This is a genomic window from Nitrospira tepida (assembly GCF_947241125.1).
Lineage (GTDB): Bacteria > Nitrospirota > Nitrospiria > Nitrospirales > Nitrospiraceae > Nitrospira_G > Nitrospira_G tepida.
The window spans coordinates 2,047,118-2,064,171 of record NZ_OX365700.1 but is presented as its reverse complement, the minus strand read 5'-3'; the positions used below and the strand labels follow the sequence as shown (position 1 = coordinate 2,064,171).

The following is a 17,054-nucleotide window of genomic DNA, read 5'->3' as shown; positions in this document are numbered from 1 at the left end:
CCGGAGGCCCGCATGACACACGACCGGTCACACCCGATGGATGATGACCCGAAGATGCTCCGCGTCAATGGCTTCGACGCCCTGATCGAATCCTATGCCTACGAGGACCAGCAGCCCGCCCTCTCCCTGCGAGTGCTCTCGCTCATCGCGCGAGAGTCGAGCATGCGAACGATCCGTGCCAACATGAGCCTCGGCCATCAGGTCAACATCGAGGGTGTCGGACTCCTCTCCTGGCCGACGCCCTCCGACCTGGAGATCCAGTCCTATCACCGGCGGCTCCCCTCAGGACTCATCTCCTCCCTCTGGATCCCCAAGACCGCCACGGCCTATGGGATCGAGCCCAACCAGCCCGCGTATCTGATCAGCCCTCACGGCACCGCCCCCACGACTCCGTCCGGCTTCATCCCGCTGCTCGACCGGCTGCTGCCATTCCCGGTTCTCGCTGCCTGGGCGGAGGCCCTCTGGGAATTCGGGCTGGAGGCCGAATGGATCATCCCCCTGATCGGGCACAGGCTGCATGTCTGGGAGGTCCATCCTCCGCGTCGCGTCGTGCAGGACTTCATCACGACCCAGCTGCAAGCCCGCGCGTTACCAGTTCCAGCCTGAGCCGAGCCGGGGGAGCCATCTTCCACCATTCACACGAGAGCCACGGACCATGAGAACGATCGCCAGAGCAAAAGCGGGATTCTATCCGACGCCGGAACCGGTCACCCGCGCCATCGCCGAGCTAATTCAGAACCCCTCCGGCCATTCCGGCCGGCTCTGTGATCCATGTTGCGGGCTCGGAGAACCAGCACGCGCCTTGGCCCAATCGCTGAGACTGGTCAGTTTCGGGATCGAGCTCGACAGAGACCGATTCCGGGAGTCGAAGACCATCCTCAACGAGACGCTCCGCTCCGACGCCTTCGCCACCACCATCCAGAAGCAGAGCATGTCCCTCGTGTTCCTCAATCCTCCGTATGATGATTTGGGAAAACGCCAGCGCAGCGAACCCGCGTGGCTCCGCCTGCTCACCCCCGCCTTGCAACCGGGAGGCATTCTCGTGTTCATCATCCCCGAGCCGCGGTTGACGAAGGAACTGCGCCGCTATCTCGCCACCCACTATCGACAGGTTGCGTTCTTCAGGTTCCCTCATCCGGAGTACCTCGCCTTCCGCCAGGTCGTCATCCTCGGGGTGAAAAGCACCTCGCCCTTGCGCGATCGCAGACGCATCGATGCTCTCGCGCAGGAGGAGATTGACTACCAATCCTTCGAGGGCCGCCTTACCCCGGTCTATGCCATCGCACCCCAACTGATTCCAGAATCGATCGAGTTTCGCAGCCACTGGGTCTCGCCCGAAGACCAGCTCGCCGAGGCCGCCGCACATGGAATCTGGCGAGATCCTCGCATCCACGATGCGCTCGACTTGCCCGTCACAGGGCCCTGTACTCCCCTCATGCCGCTCAGGAAAGGGCATCTCGCGAGAATGATCGCGGCAGGCATGTTGAACAACCAGACGATCGCGACCGGGTCCACTCGCTGGATCATTAAAGGCTTCACCGACAAGACCACGAAACAACTGCCGCCCGAGGAGGAATACTTCGACACGCCAAAGAGACACGAGACTCGGACGGTGACACGGGTCATCGAGATGTTCGTCCCCCAGATCCAGGCCTGGGACATCACGGAAGGCCCCACCTACGGCCAGCACGTCATCGTCAATTGCGTCGATCATCACGGAGAGGTCGCACCCGAGACACCATGACATCCAGTCACGAGCCATCCACCAGCCAAGATCTCCAGCCGCACACGCCGGCTCGCCGCAGGGCCAAGCGAGCCGAGAAATCAGAGCGATCCTGCAAGGACTGCCGCAAACCGTTCCTGGGCACGGCGGCGGCCCAGTACGGTCCGTGCTGTCGCTGGAAACAGCGAGGGCAGATCAGAAAGAAATACGAGTGGACAGCAGACCGAGATCAGCTGCTCCGTACTCGGTACGATGGCACCAGGAAAGGACGCGCGGCTGACATCGCCGCTATGCTTGGATGGCCCACATGGGTGATCAAGCGCCGCGCCGCCGAGCTCGGACTCACCTATCACAGGGATCCGAAGACTTGGACCAAGGAAGAGGAAGCATTTCTCCTCGAGCACGTGGGCAGCCGCCTCCTCCCCTGGCTTGCCAGGAAACTGCAACGATCCGTCACATCCGTGAAAATGAAATGCCGCCACATGCAGCTGAGCCTGCGGTACCGAGAAGGCTATACGCTGCGCGAGTTGGAGCTGTGTTTCGGCTGCGATCACCGAGTGATCGAAGGATGGGTGCGCGAGGAGAAGCTTCACATCCGACGACGGGGAACCGAGCGCGCCCACGACGCCTGGTACGTGACCGATTCGGATCTGCTCCGGTTCATCACCGAACATCCCCTCGCCTTCCCACTCCGCAAGGTGGACCAGTTCTGGTTCATGGATCTCGTGACCAGTGGCGGGCTTGTCCGAAAGGCCCTGCAGGCTGCCTCACAGGATGATGCTGATCAACCTGCCGCCTGACCTCTCGAGTTCTTTGGCTGGTCATTCCAGGACATCACTCACGTCTTCTCAGACTCTGTGGAGGTTGTTATGAAATTCACGTGCACCCGCAGCATCCTGCTGAGCGCCATCCGGAATCTGCTGAGCCTCACCTCGAACAGATCCACCCTCCCGATCCTCGCCAATGCCCTCCTGGAGGCCACGCCCACGGGCCTCACGGTCCTGGGCACTGACATCGAAACCGGGTTCCAAGGCTCCTATGACGTCACCGTGCAGAAACCCGGGCGCGTCACCGTCAACGCCCGTGCCCTCTGCGATGTGATCAAGGAACTCGGTCCCGAGCATCCCATCACCTGGCAGGCTGATGAGAAACACGTGATCAAGCTCGTGTCGGGAAACAGCCGCTTCACGCTCCATGGCATGTCCGCAGACGACTATCCACAGCTCCCTGCCTTTGACGAGCCTGCTCAGTTCAGCATCCCCAGCACCGCTCTCCTCACCTGTCTGCAACAAGTTCTCCCGGCTGTTCCCGATCAGGACCAGCGGTTCGTCCTGCAGTCCGTGCTCATCACCATCAGTACACAGCCTACGCAGGAATCACCCGCGATCGAACTCGTCGGAACGGACGGGCACCGCTTGGTCATCGCTGAATCAGATGCCGGCACCTGGACCACCTCGGCACCCCAGCCGCTCATCGCCCTTATTCCCAAGAAAGCTGCTCAGTTGCTGGCCGCATTGCTCGCTCAGGAAGATACGTTGGATGTTCCCATCGCTATTTCCAAGGAGCTCTTTTGCGTGACCGTCAAGAACGTCATCCTGACGAGCCGGCTCATCGAAGGGACTTATCCCAATTACCAGCAGGTCATCCCCGTCCTGAACGGCGCGCGTATGGAGATCGACCGTGAGATCTTCGAAGAGGCGCTCCATCGTGTGGCCGTGATTTCTCGCGACCAAACTCAAGCCGTGCGTCTGGCTCTGACACCTGACACGCTCACCATCCACGCCCAGAGTGCAGACGTGGGGGAAGGAACGGAAAGTATCCCGGCGGTCGTCGCCGGCAAGGAATTCAAAACCGGCTTCAACGCCCGCTACCTGCTGGATGCGCTCCGGACATGCCCAGGCAAGCGCCTTCAACTGCATATGAAGGAACCGGTCAGTCCCTGCCTCATCGTGAGCCCTGACAGCCATAATCGCTGGAAGCACGTGATCATGCCAGTCCGCTAATAACTATGGAGGCGATGATGCGCGGTCTGGCTCCGTCACCAAACACAGTCTCATGGGGGTGGACTTCATACCGGCGGGCCGGCTGGCTCAATCAGCAAGGCCAGCGGCTGTATGTCGTTCACTTTCAAAGCATCAAGGGTCAAAACGGCTACACCAGGATGACGCTTCACGTCTGGGCTCGCCGGCCGGTGTTGGCCCTCCGGGCTCTGTGCAAGGAGAAGAAAAGCGAGGAAGAACTTCTTCGGTACGACTGGGCCGCCATCGATTAGTCCTCCCGCAGCATGTCGCCCCAGGCCTCCTCTGATCGTCGTCGTGTCTGTCTTAAGTGGCGATCGGTATCAGTGAAGGCAACACCACTCCTCTCCAACACTGGCCCCACCCCATTCTGCCCATCCAGTAATACTCAAAGAAAGGTCCTGTCACATCGATAGGCGGGGGCTACCCCCTTCGCTGCCTGCGATACATCTGAAAAGGACCATTCTCTACCAGTAAAACTTGCATGGGGCCCCACGCTTGCTCGATGGTCCGGGACAAGGGCACCAGCTCCTGCGTGGGCTCTCTAGAGGTCTACTGTTACGGGCATAACGACTACCGGGGAGCTACTGACACACTCCGTTCCAGGCTCTCTAAAGGTTAGAGGTCATATGAAAATGCGATCACTTCGAGGGGAAGCACTCACCACGACCAGTGCGAATGCCCAGCAGGCCGCAGACCAGTACATGACCGTACAGCAACTGGCGCAACGCCTGCGGGTCACTCCGGACTACCTGTACAGCGACGTGCTCGGTCAACCCGACGGGATACCTGGAATCAGACTAGGGAAAGGGCGCCGTCCTCGGTGGCGCATCCATCCGAGCGATGTCGCGCAGTGGGAAGAGCGCCAGCGAAGGACCTATGATTCACCGCCGCCGTTAACGGCCAGCGCCAAGAAAGTACGTTCTGTTCCAAGACAAGTTGATTCCAAGGCTAGCTGATCGAGCTAAATCAGTTGAAGGGGATCCATGGGGAAAAGATCGGGAGGCGGCACGGTCACACGCATCGGGGAGAAGCGGTATCTTATTAAGTGGCACCAGGGCCGTGGCCGGCCCAATATCCGCAAGGTCATTCATGGCACGCGGGAGACAGCAGGCCGTGTGCTCCAGACATTGCACGAACGCTACTATGGGGGCCTCTTTGGCTGGCCGCAGCAAATGGAGACCAAGGTCAGAGAGCTGACCCAGCTCGTCGTTTCTGATTACAAGGCAAATAGCTACAAGTCCCTCAAGAATGCAGAACAGCTTCATGCCTTCTGGAGCGCTTTCGCGGGGAATATGCTCGCCGAGACAGTGAGCGCAACGGACCTTCGCAATTGGGCAACCGAGTGGCGCGAGAACGGATTGAGTCCGGCGCGTGTCAATAGACGGATGTCCTTCTTGCTTCGCGCGTACCGCTTGGGGCTTGCGGGGAAGCCGCCGCTCGTGACCTCGGTCCCACAGTGGACCAAATTGAAAGAGTCACCCCCGCGCTCTGGTTACCGCTCGTGGCAGGAATTTGTGAAGGTTAGAGCCTTGCTGCCGCCGCACGCTCGCATCCCGGTCACGATTGAGTATTGGCTGGGGACGCGCGAAGGTGAGACCATGAATCTCGAATGGCCTCAGGTATACTTCGATCATCAGAAGCGGAACGTCGAGATCCGGCTTGCGTCAGAGACTACGAAGACGGAAGAAGAACGAGTCGCTGTGATGGGCGGGGACCTTTACGATGTCCTCGCCGCATGGTATAAGCACACTTCGGACCTGTATCCGGATTGCCGGTGGGTCTGTCACCTTAGCGGGAAAAAACTGGCTTCCATCAAGAGTTCATGGCGAACCGCCTGCGTCAAAGCTGGACTCGGGCGATTTGAAAATCCTAAGGGGCGTTTTGTTGGAAACCGGCGCTATCGTGGGGCGTTAATCCACGACTTCCGTCGAACAGCAGTCAGTAACATGGAGGATGCCGGGGTGCCAAGAAAGGTCGCGATGGCAATCAGTGGTCACAAGACCGATTCCGTCTACCGTCGGTACCACATCGTGAAGAGATCTGACCTCATTGAAGCCGGGCGCAGGCTCCAGGAACACCACGACCGGAAGCACGGTCACGGTGAACAGTTGGTGAACAGTTCTGGGTCGGAGCGCTCGGCTGACAAGACCAAAGCCCCTTAGAAATCAATGACGTGGCGGTGTAGCTCAGTTGGTAGAGCAGCGGACTCATAAGAGGCCTCTCGCTTCTCCCCTTCACGTGCAAAATGCCACGTTCCTCAATAGTATCTCGCGGCGCCCAGTACGCTTCCCCGTCTAGCAACATCAGACCTTGTCCCGTCCAAACCGACCAGTTCCGGCCTCCTGGTGAACATCTGGTGAACACTTCGCAATGGCTCGGGAACTTCGCATGGGATTTGGTATGTGACCAGACCAGTCTTGGAGATTTGCCACCACTTTCAATCGGAAGTCAGGCAGAGGGCTCTAACGCTCAATCAGCTGGCTATACGAACAATGGATGACTGATAGGCAAGCAACTGGAACCAGGATCCTACGTTAGATCATGAATGATGGTGATCGTGGGCGCCATGGTCACCATGATGGTCATGGTCATGATCTTCCGCTTTTCCATGGGAATGGTCATGGGCATGCAGATGAACATGCTTGTGGGAGTGACTGAGTGATGACCCGTGGGTATGAGAGTGACTGTGCTCATGCTTATGTTGATGCGAACCCTTCATGGTATTTCCCCTTTCTTGTCAGGACCGAAACGATACGCCCACAACGGTTACCAAAATCTGGGAGTGACCAACTACTCTCTGGCTCACTATAGCACATTACAACTCGCGCAACCTCTCGCATCTTTATCTGTAGTCTCGCATCCACCAGGCGCCAATCGCTCATCTCAGTCCGACGAGAGGCTATAGCTGATAGGGATACGGACAACCACTTGGGGTCGACTCAAGGCGTAGTCTAACGGAATGGGAAAGGCCAGCTGCACCAGGCGCAGAGCCTCCTGATCGAGACGATCCTCTCCGGAACTTCGTTCTATTTTCAGCTCACCAAGATCACCGCCTTCAAGAATGACCACTCGCAGCAATACTTTCTTTCCTCCCGAAACATCCAGAAGGGGGCGCGACTGACGCTTAAGCTGTTCAAGTCTCTTGAACAGAGTGCTCTGCAACCACCCATAGTCGCGTGCGACCGGTCGAGCGGTGGGCGTTCCCGAAGATAGATCCTGGACCTGAGCAGGCAAAGAGGCCAGTTGGTTGGTTGGTTATGGCTCGTCCGGAAGCTATTTCAGCTCCAGCCGGCTCTTGCGGCTGATGACCATAATGTTGGATTGGTTCCGCACTTGTCGAGGATTCCCGAGGTGCTTGCTCCGTCATTTCCTCTCTGACCGGGGAGGGAGTAGCAGAAACGATCGGAGGTGATGACGATGCACTCACAAGCGTCGCCTGCTCGACGGCCTTAGGACGTTCCTCATTAGCCTGGCTTGCCGGCAGAGCAGGCTGCTCAGGAAGAGAATATGCGTTTTCCTCCCACTCCATCAACTGCTCCCTCCTCTGTAGCGGGAGAGCCTTTTCGGCCGTTACTGGGATAGGTTTGCTTTCTTGTGTTATGGACGGACTGGGGCCCGCGAGTTGCTCCTGTACGAGAATCGGTTGAATTCTTTCCGATGTTGCCGTCAGCTGTGATTGTGCTGACTTAGTCACCTCTGAAACTGTTACGTCCGGCATGCCTTGGTCCGTTGGAGTATGGGACAATGAATTCGAAGCAGAGAGGAGATCCGGCTGGCTTTCGGCTGCACTCGGACTATCCACCGGAATACTGTCGGTCGCTCTGGCAGAAAGGCTGACGAGCGCCACCTCCCAGTGAAACGGGTCGGCTACAGGAATGAGCGTGATGCGCCTGATGAACTCGGCAGAAGCACTGAGGACAGCGAGATGGAACAACAATGAGCAAAGCCAGGCGTAGGCGTGAATCCTCAGGTGAACATGGTCAGGCAGGAAGCTATCCATGAGATGGAATCCTTCGTCTCCATCAGCCTAGGAATTCCGACCCCTGGGTGTACAGCATGCTGGCTCCGAGAAATACGCTGATGCCTCCGATGGCAATCTGAATTCCGTCATACGCCCATGCGAAGGATTGCGCTGATCGACGGAGTGGAATCGCAATAGCCAGAGACAGCGTGGCCATGCCAAGAATCGAGCCGAGACCAAAAAGAATGATGTAGGTCCAGGCGAGCGCAATGGATGTGGCGGCATGGAGCGTGAGGAGAATAAGAGCCGCTGAGCCTGCCATCCCGTGCGTCACGCCGACGAGTAATGCACGGTACGGAATGTGATGCGCGCGCTGATGTTGGACACGATCCGATTCGTTCCGATGCGCGTGGATGTGTATATGGGACTTCCCTGCTTCATGTTCATGGATATGAATGTGGATCCGATCCCGCCTGATCCTCCGCCACACATCAAGACCCAATCCAATCAGCATCACACCGACGGCCATCTCCAATGCCAAGGCCACGCGCTCGGGAACCATGCTGTTCAGGGACAGCACGACTGAACAGAAGAGAAAGAGCGTCAGGGCATGCCCAATGCCCCAGGCGATCCCCTGTCTGACCGTTTCACCGACCGAATGACTGCGACTCGCCAAGGCTGCGACTGCCGCCGCATGATCCGCTTCGAACGCATGGCGCAACCCTAACAGAAAGCCGAGGCCCAAGAGCGTCAGCATGCAGGTGCCCCTTCCAGCGCTTGTACTTGCGCGCGAAGCCAGTCATACCAGCTCTGCATGCCCTCTCCTGAGATCGCGGATACCAGAAAGACTTCCAGATGGGGATTGACCGACTTCGCGTACTCGACGCAGCGCGTGATATCAAATGAGAGATGCGGCAGAAGATCGATCTTGTTCAACAGCATCACGTCTGCAGCCCGGAACATATGGGGATACTTCAGCGGCTTGTCCTCCCCTTCTGTCACAGAGAGCACGACCACCTTTGCCTGCTCCCCCAGATCGAAGAGTGCAGGACACACCAGGTTTCCGACGTTCTCGATCATCACGATGGAATACGGCGCCGGAGCCAACTGCTCTAATCCCCGGGCCACCATGTCCGCTTCGAGATGACAACCGGCCCCGGTGTTGATTTGCACGACTCGACAGCCGGTGCTCCGGATTCGTTCTGCATCGTTCACGGTCGCCTGATCGCCTTCGATGACCTGGATAGGCAGTTCGTGTCTCAACGCGCGGATCGTCTGCTCCAATAACGTCGTTTTCCCGGAACCGGGCGAACTGACCAGATTCAGTGCCACGACGTGCCGTCCCTGCAACCAGCCGCGGTTGCGTTCAGCCAGGCGATCGTTCTTCGCGAGCACCGCTTCCTGGAGCACGATGGTTTGTCCGTCCACGTGCACATGGTCTCCATGACGATCGTGATGATGGTCATGATCGTGGTCGTGTCCATGACTCCCTGCGTCAGATCGAAGCTTGATTGTCTGCCCCGTCATTACATCGGTCAGCCGCGGCGCGGCATCATCCGAACACCCGCATGTGGTACACATTAGGCTGTCACCATTTGTTTGATGTTTAGTTCTTCACCGGACAGTCGTACCAGATTTGAGGAACCGCAGGAGCAACGGGCTACCAGATGGCGCAGTTCCACGTCGCGTCCGCAATCGCGACATTGACCGTGCCCCGGCACCTCGATGACTTCGAGTTGCGCCCCTTCCAAGAGTGTTCCTTTGGCGACCACATCGAAACAAAATCGGATGGCATCGGGTATCACGGGGCTCAATTGTCCAATCTCCAGCGTGACTTGCGTGACTTTCGCCCCACGCGCCCGCTCATTGACGATCGCGACGATGTTCCGGGTAATGCTCAATTCGTGCATGCGAGAACGGTGGCTCCTGTCGGCTGCATCGTGTCAGTGACGCGGAAGAGCGTATCGAGTGGTTCCCGCCATACCTGATCCGTCAGCTGCGCTTTCATGTGCTCAAACTGGCCTCGATCGCTCGCGCGTTCCATTGAGGTATCGATCCGATCAACGAGGATAAAGAAGTCCTCCGGCACAAACCCTTCACGCAGCTGGACAGACACCGTTTTCAACCTTTTGGAGATCCACCAAGCGAACTGCATCCCGTTGTGGCATTGTCCAGCTTGTTCTGGTTGAGTCAGATAGTATCGACCACGACTGACACATCCGGTGACATACTCCACTGCGTCCCTCACGCCCGGGCCAGGGTGGGCACTGGTCACCGTCAGCTCTCGGCGCTCCCACAGTGTGGGGTGCGAAAAGTGTCGTCCAGCCCGTTGTAAGGCGCGAAACGCGACCGCGGCACCCCATGTCGCATCCCCTCGATGAAACCGAAGCAAGCCGTCGTAGTCCAGCCGTTGGAGTTGCCCGTCATCAAGGATGTCGAGCGATCGGACCTCACCAGTGAGCATGGGCGGTTTCCTTAGTTAGCAAATCCGCGGCAACTGATCGCCAATGAGCGTATCCACCACGCGCGTCCCGCCAAAGGCCGTCGCCATGACGACCGCGCCATTCGGGGTTTCTTTCACTTCTCCGATAATCGCGCTGTCCCGACCAGCCGGATGAGTGCGCATCGCTTCCACGATGGGATCGGCCTGTTCCCGCGGGACGATCGCGACCAACTTTCCCTCGTTGGCCAGATACAGAGGATCCAACCCAAGGATTTCGCAGGCGCCTCGCACCGTTTCGTGGACGGGGATCGCCGCCTCCGACAGATGAATGCCGACGTTAGACGACGCAGCGAATTCGTTCAGGACGGTTGCAATGCCGCCCCGCGTGGCGTCCCTCAGACAATGGATATCCGGGCAGACTCTCACCATCTCTTGCACCAGTTCGTGGAGGGGCTGCGTGTCGCTCTCCACCGATGACTCCAGGGCAAGCTCGTTCCGAGCCAAGAGAATGGCGATTCCATGATCGCCAATGTATCCGTTCGTAATTACCACGTCCCCTGGACGCGCGCGGGTTGCGGAGATGGCGACATCGTGTCTGATTACACCAATGCCGGCCGTGTTCACGAAGAGCTTATCGGCGGCTCCCCGTTCAACCACTTTCGTATCGCCCGTCACAATGACCACCCCGGCTTCACGCGCAGCGTGCTTCATTCGGCTCACCACTTCACCGAGCGTGTCGATCGAAAGCCCTTCTTCGAGAATCATCCCGCAGGAGAGAAACAAGGGGCGTGCCCCGCTCATCGCCAAATCGTTGATAGTGCCGTGCACGGCGAGTTCACCGATGCTGCCACCTGGGAAGAACAAGGGATTCACGACATAACTGTCCGTGGTGAACGCCAGCCTTGTTCCCTGCTGCTGCAATTCATCCAATGGGACGACCGCCTGATCTTCCAGCGCGGCCAACAACGGATTGTTGAACTCCGTCACAAACAGCTGCTCGACAAGTTCTCGCATGGCCTTGCCCCCGCTCCCATGGGCGAGGGTAATCCGCTTCTCGCGCATTCGAGCCAGCCAACCGTTCGCGGTTTGCGCGGTCGAAATGTCCGCGGATTGGCGATCCAACATCGGAGGCGTCATGGCCGCTGGCTCCTCCTTGTGAGCCTCATGCGGAGACCTTGGCTGGCTTGATACTCTCTCGATCAATCCACCCATAGTTGTAATAGGCGGCACAGGCTCCTTCGGTTGAGACCATCAAGGCGCCGAGCGGATTCTCCGGCGTACAGGACGTCCCGAAGACTTTGCATTGCGGCGGCTTGATGACTCCCTTTAATACTTCGCCGCATTGGCACGAGGTCGGATCGGCGATTTTGATATTCGGCATCTCGAACTTACGTTCCGCATCGTATCCGGCAAACGGCGCCTTCATTCGCACGCCGGAATAGTCGATCGAGCCCAAGCCGCGCCACTCAAAAAACTCCCGCAATTCGAACACGGTTTGAATCGCCTCAAGCGCCTGCGCGTTCCCCACATCGGGAACCACGCGGCGATATTGGTTTTCGACCTCGCACCGGCCGTCGGCCATCTGCTTGAGCACCATCCACACCGACTGGAGAATGTCCAACGGCTCAAAGCCGGCGATGACAATCGGTTTCCGATACCGCTCGGCAATGAAGCGGTATGGTTCCGTGCCAATGACCATGCTGACATGGCCGGGTCCCAGGAACGCATCGACTTGAAGATCGGGCGAATCGAGCACGGCTTTGATGGTGGGAATGATCGTAATGTGGTTACAGAACAGGGAGAAATTGGAGATGCCTTCCCGTTGTGCTTGCAGCACTGTAAACGCGGTGCTCGGCATCGTGGTCTCGAATCCCAGGGCCAGGAATACCACCTCGCGATCGGGATGGGCCTTGGCCAGCTTCAGCGCATCCAACGGCGAATACACCATCCGAACATCCGCGCCCTCTGCCTTGGCTTGCAGCAAACTCTTTTTCGATCCGGTCACCCGCATCGCGTCCCCAAAGGTGGTCATGATGACGTCTGGGCGTTGTGCCAGCGCCACACAGTCATCGACACGTCCCCGAGGCAGGACGCACACAGGACAGCCCGGCCCGTGAATGAATTCCACTTCGTCCGGCAGCATCTTGTTGACGCCGTAGCGGAAAATCGTGTGGGTATGCCCTCCGCACACTTCCATAATTCCTATGGGCCGTCTCTTGCAGAGTTCGATCTGTCCGACCAGGTCGCGAATTTCCCGAATCAACGATTGGGCCTTGAGGGGGTCGCGAAACTCATCAATAAATTTCATGATCCACTCCGCGGTTGCCCCATACCCCGGTCGTCAGCCAGAAGGGTGTGCACCAGATCCCACAGGATATGATAGATGGCGACATGACACTCCTGCACGCGGTGGATGCTGTCGGTTTCGACAACTAAACAGTGGTTGATGGCCGCTGACTGCGCCATGAGGCCTCCATTGCCTCCCGCTAACCCGATGGTCGTGAGTCCCAAATCTTTGGCCTTTTCAAACGCTCGCAGGAGATTCGACGAGTTGCCGCTGGTGCTGACCCCGATCAATCCATCGCCAGCCCGCGCCTGGGCGATTACTTGCCGGACAAAGACATGTTCGAACCCGACGTCGTTGCCAACAGCGGTCAACATGGCAACATCGGCATCTAGACTGATCGCTGGAAGAGCGGGCCGCCCGGCTGTGATGGGATGCTGGAACTCGACGGCAATGTGGCAGGCATCGCAGCTCGATCCACCGTTGCCCATCGTCAACAACCGCCCATTCCGGCGATAGACGTTCGCAATCGCATGGGCCGCCTCGATCACTTGGACTCCGTGTGCCGTGAAGAATGCCCGCTTCACCGCAAGACTGTCTTCGGCCTTCAGCCGGACTGACTCCAGCAATTCCGTGTCGAGGCGGGCGGACGACGGCGTTTGCTCTTGTAAGAATGGATAAAGGTTGTCCAGAACTCGTTTTGACGACATGGTTCCCTCAAGACTGTCCGGAGGCGCGCATGGCTTGAACCTCGGCCTGCACTTCTCCCAGCTGGCTCAAGAGTTCGATGGTCCGCTGAGCCTCCTCCGGATCAACCCGGCTCATCGCAAAGCCCACATGGACCAGGACCCAATCTCCGATGCAGGACTCTGGCGGATGTTGATCGTCCACGATACAGGCGATATTCACCGTTCGTCTGACGCCTCCGACATCGACCACTGCGAGTTTTTGCTGCTCGTTATTGATTTCAACAATCTGCCCGGGAATTCCGAGACACATGGCAACCTCACCGATTGTGTGATAACGCTCTCGCGGCGGCGATGGCAGCTTGGCCCAGCGACAGCCCTCCGTCGTTTGACGGAACGTGCCGATGTGCGAGCACCGCGAATCCCATCCCTTGCAATTTGGCTGTCACGAGTTCACACAGCGCCTGGTTCTGAAATACTCCGCCGGATAACACGACGTGGCGAATCGTCCGCTCCCCTTCGTCGACTCTGGTGACCTTGCCCACCACGGCGCAGATCGCCAACGCCAGTCCCTTATGAAACCGGGCAGCCATGACTGAACGCGGCGTGTGCAGGATCAAGTCGCCGAGCAGGGCTTGCCACATGGCCAGCGGTTCGATGTAGGGCAGCTTCGCCTCGTCGAGGTAGGGGATCGTGAACGGATAGGCCAGGGCGTCGTCTTCCTCTTCCAAAGTCGCCTGATTAACCACCTGTTCCAATTCAATGGCTGCCTGCCCTTCGTAACTCGCGTGGTCGCGGCACAATCCCATGGCCGCCGCCACCGCATCGAAGAGACGGCCACAGGAACTGGCCGCAGGGCTGTTGATTCCGCGAGCCAGCATGGAGTCCAGAACGCCACGCGGTTTCTTGGCCAAAAAGTGGTAGAGGTCTAGTTCGGCATAGTTCATGGCGAATCGAACCCACCCGAGTTCCGCCATGAGATGCGCATAGGTGTTTCGCCAGGGCTCCTTGACCGCTTGCTCTCCACCGAGCATTCGCACGGGCTTGAAGGTTCCAACCCGGACGGCCGTTCTATAGTCAGCCAGCATGAACTCGCCGCCCCAGAGCTGTCCCTCATCCCCATATCCCAAGCCATCCAGCGCAATTCCTAATACAGCTGGATGATCGATCGGAATTCCGTTCTCGACCATACAGGCAGCGACATGCGCATGATGATGTTGGACTTCGCAGACCGGCAACGATCGATCGGCAGCCAGGGCTTTCCCGACTTTGCTTGAGAGGTACTCAGGATGGCAATCGACTCCGATCAGATCCGGAGTGTGCGCGAACAAGTCTCCATACTGCCGCAGTGCTCTCCGATAATCGGCGAGCGTCAAAGCATCCTCGAGGTCTCCGATGTGGTGGGAGAGGATGGCACGATTGTCACTGAAGAGACAGAAGGTGTTCTTCAATTCGCCCCCCATCGCGAGGATGCGCGGGGCCTGATCAAATCCTTTTGGGAACAGAATCGGCGCCGGGGCATAGCCGCGGCTACGACGGAGGACACGGGGAACCCCCGCGATGACTTTGGTGACAGAGTCATCGACCCGTTGCGCGATGGGACGATCATGGAGGAGAAAATACTCCGCGATGGCGCCCAATTGTGCCTTGGCTAAATCATTGTCGATCCATTGAGGCTCATCGGCCCGATTCCCGCTCGTCAGGACGATCGGGCGATTCATTCTTCTCAGCAGAAGGTGATGCAATGGAGTATTGGGCAACATGAACCCCAACGTACGCACGCCCGGTGCCACGCTCGCCGCCACCTCGGCATCGGGCCGACATTTCAGGATCACGATCGGCGCCGCCGGGCTCTCGAGCAGCGCGCGCTCCTGTTCATCAATGCCCGCATATCGCGCGATAACCTGAAGATCGCGGGCCATCAGCGCAAAGGGTTTGCCTTCTCGACCTTTCAATCGACGAAGTCGAGACACGCTGTCTTCCTGGGTGGCGTCGCAGGCGAGCTGGATGCCGCCCAGTCCCTTGATCGCCACAAGGTGCCCCCGCTGAAGAAGCGTACAGGCCGCGTCAACCGCATCCATCATCGACAACGCGTCGACCGCGATGGGCTTCCCATCGGCCCGTTCCAACCAGGCCCTCGGCCCGCATGTGTGGCAGGCAATCGGCTGCGCGTGAAACCGGCGGTCGGCGGGATCCTCGTATTCCGCCGCACAGGCAGGGCACATCCGAAACCGATTCATGGTCGTGCCCGAGCGATCGTAGGGAATCTGTTCTTGAATCGTCAGTCGCGGCCCGCACTGCGTGCAGTTGGTAAAGGAATACCGATAGCGCCGGGCGAAGGGGTCGAGGATTTCCTGTGCGCAGTCAGGGCAGGTCGCGGCGTCCGGCACGACTCCGGTTGACACGTCTCCTGATCCGCTTTCCCGGATCGTGAAATCCGGGGGAATGTGCTCAATGGCAGCCGGTTCAGAGATGATCTCATCGATCCGGGCGAGGATTGGCGGCTGCTCCTTCAGCGTCGTCATGAAGTGCAGGATGCGGTCCGGTGGGCCAATCGCCACAATCCTGACGCCTTCTCCATCGTTCAGGACATAGCCTCGGATCTGATGCTGTCGTGCCAGTCGCCAGACCATCGGACGGAACCCGACCCCTTGAACAAGGCCGTGCACACGAATCGAGAATGCCACGTGGTCCGACGTATGGGAGGACACGACCGGACTCATTCCAACTCCTCAACGCACATCGGCCGGATCACCACTCGATTGTTGCCACTGTCAGCGATCGCCAACATCCCTTCGCAAACAGACACGCCGTAGGGCCAACAGATCGTATCGGGTGTAGGAAACCCCCACTGATTGTCACCTTTCATCTCGAACGAGCGCTGGCCTGCCAAAGCCCGCGCCCGCGCACCGGTTCCCAGATCACGGACATGCCAGCCGAGGAGCCGAGAGTTGGCGGTGTCGCTCACGACGAGCCAATCCCCTGCCGAGGCGATACCATAGGGCATGTTCAGGGAACCAGCATGCGGCCAGTACTGTCCACCGTTGTGATCGACCTGCGCGACATCGGTCTGTCCTAAAATCCAGTCGCTTTCAGCGCCGCAGGTTGAGGGCAACGTGTTCCAGATCATGACGCGATTATTGCCGGCGTCAGCCACGCACAGTTTGTTGCCCCAGCGAGCGATGCCATGCGGCCACCGCATGCTCCTTGCTGACGGCGCACCACCGGCGTTTTCATCTTTTCCGGCAAAGTCTGTTTGACCCAGCACGAGATCAGCAGCCTGACCGTTCTGGGTCGGTGGAGTGAACCAGATCAACACGCGGCGGTTCCCGGTATCCGCCACAATCAAACTGTCTCCCCAACAACACACGCCGTAAGGCCAATAGAGCGTCTCTGCCGATGGAGCGGCACAGCCACGATTGATCTCTACATCCTCGAAATTTTTCTGGCCCAGCACAAGGTCAGGAGGACAATGACTCGTTGTTGGAAGTTGTCGCCAGATCAGCACCCGGTGATTCCACGCATCCGCCACCGCTAATCCGGTTCCGTAGGCGACAATCCCGGTCGGCACATTCAAGGTTGTGGGGCCAGGGAGACGTTTTGCGTTGCGACCCTCTGAAAGGAAATCGGGTTGACCGATGACCCAGTCGGCTTCCGCGTCGTTCGCGGTTGGACAGGTCCGCCATCCCAGCAAACGGTGATGACCGGTGTCAGCCACCCACAGCGGACCATCCTTCGATACAAGACAGCACCCTCGTGGACCGAACAGGGTTTTTGGCGATGGGACGACCGGAAGAGGAAAACCTTGGTCATCTCGACTCTCCCCTAACACAATGATCGGGCCAACCGGTGCCCACAAGGGCGGAGGAATGATCGGTTCTCCGGCAGCAACAGGGCGCTGCCCGGACTGTGCGAGATGGACTGAGAGCGCCATCG

Annotated in this window: 19 protein-coding genes; 7 read left to right on the top strand and 12 right to left on the bottom strand. The window is 58.6% G+C overall.

The genetic code is table 11. The annotated features are described in order from the left end of the window. Positions 1 to 12 precede the first annotated feature (12 nt). From QWI75_RS09750 to QWI75_RS09720, 7 genes are all read left to right on the top strand, one after another. On the top strand, positions 13 to 606 hold the full coding sequence (locus QWI75_RS09750; RefSeq protein ID WP_213043620.1) for a hypothetical protein: 594 nt from the start codon (positions 13 to 15) through the stop codon (positions 604 to 606). Positions 607 to 655: 49 nt separating this feature from the next. After that, on the top strand, positions 656 to 1,744 hold the full coding sequence (locus QWI75_RS09745) for a DUF6094 domain-containing protein (RefSeq protein WP_213043621.1): 1,089 nt from the start codon (positions 656 to 658) through the stop codon (positions 1,742 to 1,744). Next, positions 1,741 to 2,523 carry a hypothetical protein gene (locus QWI75_RS09740; protein WP_213043622.1) on the top strand — a complete coding sequence of 261 codons (783 nt, stop codon included), beginning with the start codon at positions 1,741 to 1,743 and terminating at the stop codon, positions 2,521 to 2,523. The genes QWI75_RS09745 and QWI75_RS09740 overlap by 4 nt, the downstream gene beginning before the upstream one ends. A 69-nt stretch (positions 2,524 to 2,592) precedes the next feature. Further along, positions 2,593 to 3,726: a DNA polymerase III subunit beta gene (gene dnaN / locus QWI75_RS09735; RefSeq protein WP_213043623.1), complete on the top strand. Its 1,134-nt coding sequence runs from the start codon at positions 2,593 to 2,595 to the stop codon at positions 3,724 to 3,726. A gap of 14 nt (positions 3,727 to 3,740) precedes the next feature. Next, positions 3,741 to 3,995 (top strand): hypothetical protein, encoded by a 255-nt coding sequence (locus QWI75_RS09730; protein WP_289268485.1) that lies wholly within the window; start codon positions 3,741 to 3,743, stop codon positions 3,993 to 3,995. A 375-nt stretch (positions 3,996 to 4,370) separates the two neighbouring features. Continuing rightward, positions 4,371 to 4,700, top strand: a complete 330-nt coding sequence (locus QWI75_RS09725; RefSeq protein WP_213043624.1) for a helix-turn-helix domain-containing protein — start codon at positions 4,371 to 4,373, stop codon at positions 4,698 to 4,700. A 27-nt stretch (positions 4,701 to 4,727) separates the two neighbouring features. Continuing rightward, positions 4,728 to 5,906, top strand: coding sequence for a tyrosine-type recombinase/integrase (locus QWI75_RS09720; protein WP_213043625.1), 1,179 nt, complete (start codon positions 4,728 to 4,730; stop codon positions 5,904 to 5,906). A gap of 721 nt (positions 5,907 to 6,627) precedes the next feature. On the opposite strand, the gene QWI75_RS22795 is transcribed toward QWI75_RS09720, so the two are convergent. From QWI75_RS22795 to QWI75_RS09665, 12 genes are all read right to left on the bottom strand, one after another. Beyond that, positions 6,628 to 6,906 carry an energy transducer TonB family protein gene (locus tag QWI75_RS22795; RefSeq protein WP_370693565.1) on the bottom strand — a complete coding sequence of 93 codons (279 nt, stop codon included), beginning with the start codon at positions 6,904 to 6,906 and terminating at the stop codon, positions 6,628 to 6,630. Continuing rightward, on the bottom strand, positions 6,878 to 7,744 hold the full coding sequence (locus QWI75_RS09715; RefSeq protein WP_213043627.1) for a hypothetical protein: 867 nt from the start codon (positions 7,742 to 7,744) through the stop codon (positions 6,878 to 6,880). Before QWI75_RS09715 ends, QWI75_RS22795 begins: the two co-directional genes overlap by 29 nt. Before the next feature lie 22 nt (positions 7,745 to 7,766). Next, positions 7,767 to 8,462, bottom strand: a complete 696-nt coding sequence (locus QWI75_RS09710; RefSeq protein WP_213043628.1) for a HoxN/HupN/NixA family nickel/cobalt transporter — start codon at positions 8,460 to 8,462, stop codon at positions 7,767 to 7,769. Then, positions 8,456 to 9,286 (bottom strand): hydrogenase nickel incorporation protein HypB, encoded by an 831-nt coding sequence (gene hypB, locus QWI75_RS09705; RefSeq protein ID WP_213043629.1) that lies wholly within the window; start codon positions 9,284 to 9,286, stop codon positions 8,456 to 8,458. The genes QWI75_RS09710 and hypB overlap by 7 nt, the downstream gene beginning before the upstream one ends. Continuing rightward, the gene (hypA, locus tag QWI75_RS09700; protein ID WP_213043630.1) at positions 9,286 to 9,615 is read right to left on the bottom strand and encodes a hydrogenase maturation nickel metallochaperone HypA; all 330 of its coding nucleotides are present in this window, start codon (positions 9,613 to 9,615) and stop codon (positions 9,286 to 9,288) included. Before hypA ends, hypB begins: the two co-directional genes overlap by 1 nt. Beyond that, positions 9,603 to 10,169, bottom strand: coding sequence for a hypothetical protein (locus tag QWI75_RS09695; protein WP_213043631.1), 567 nt, complete (start codon positions 10,167 to 10,169; stop codon positions 9,603 to 9,605). Before QWI75_RS09695 ends, hypA begins: the two co-directional genes overlap by 13 nt. Before the next feature lie 15 nt (positions 10,170 to 10,184). Continuing rightward, positions 10,185 to 11,210 carry a hydrogenase expression/formation protein HypE gene (gene hypE, locus QWI75_RS09690; protein ID WP_213043866.1) on the bottom strand — a complete coding sequence of 342 codons (1,026 nt, stop codon included), beginning with the start codon at positions 11,208 to 11,210 and terminating at the stop codon, positions 10,185 to 10,187. A 100-nt stretch (positions 11,211 to 11,310) separates the two neighbouring features. Continuing rightward, the gene (gene hypD / locus QWI75_RS09685) at positions 11,311 to 12,456 is read right to left on the bottom strand and encodes a hydrogenase formation protein HypD (protein WP_213043632.1); all 1,146 of its coding nucleotides are present in this window, start codon (positions 12,454 to 12,456) and stop codon (positions 11,311 to 11,313) included. Next, on the bottom strand, positions 12,453 to 13,142 hold the full coding sequence (locus QWI75_RS09680) for a D-sedoheptulose-7-phosphate isomerase (protein WP_213043633.1): 690 nt from the start codon (positions 13,140 to 13,142) through the stop codon (positions 12,453 to 12,455). The genes hypD and QWI75_RS09680 overlap by 4 nt, the downstream gene beginning before the upstream one ends. A gap of 7 nt (positions 13,143 to 13,149) precedes the next feature. After that, positions 13,150 to 13,431 (bottom strand): HypC/HybG/HupF family hydrogenase formation chaperone, encoded by a 282-nt coding sequence (locus tag QWI75_RS09675; RefSeq protein ID WP_213043634.1) that lies wholly within the window; start codon positions 13,429 to 13,431, stop codon positions 13,150 to 13,152. Between the two features lie 7 nt (positions 13,432 to 13,438). Next, positions 13,439 to 15,841 carry a carbamoyltransferase HypF gene (hypF, locus tag QWI75_RS09670; RefSeq protein WP_213043635.1) on the bottom strand — a complete coding sequence of 801 codons (2,403 nt, stop codon included), beginning with the start codon at positions 15,839 to 15,841 and terminating at the stop codon, positions 13,439 to 13,441. Further along, positions 15,838 to 16,836, bottom strand: coding sequence for an NHL repeat-containing protein (locus QWI75_RS09665; protein WP_289268484.1), 999 nt, complete (start codon positions 16,834 to 16,836; stop codon positions 15,838 to 15,840). The genes hypF and QWI75_RS09665 overlap by 4 nt, the downstream gene beginning before the upstream one ends. Positions 16,837 to 17,054: the final 218 nt, after the last annotated feature.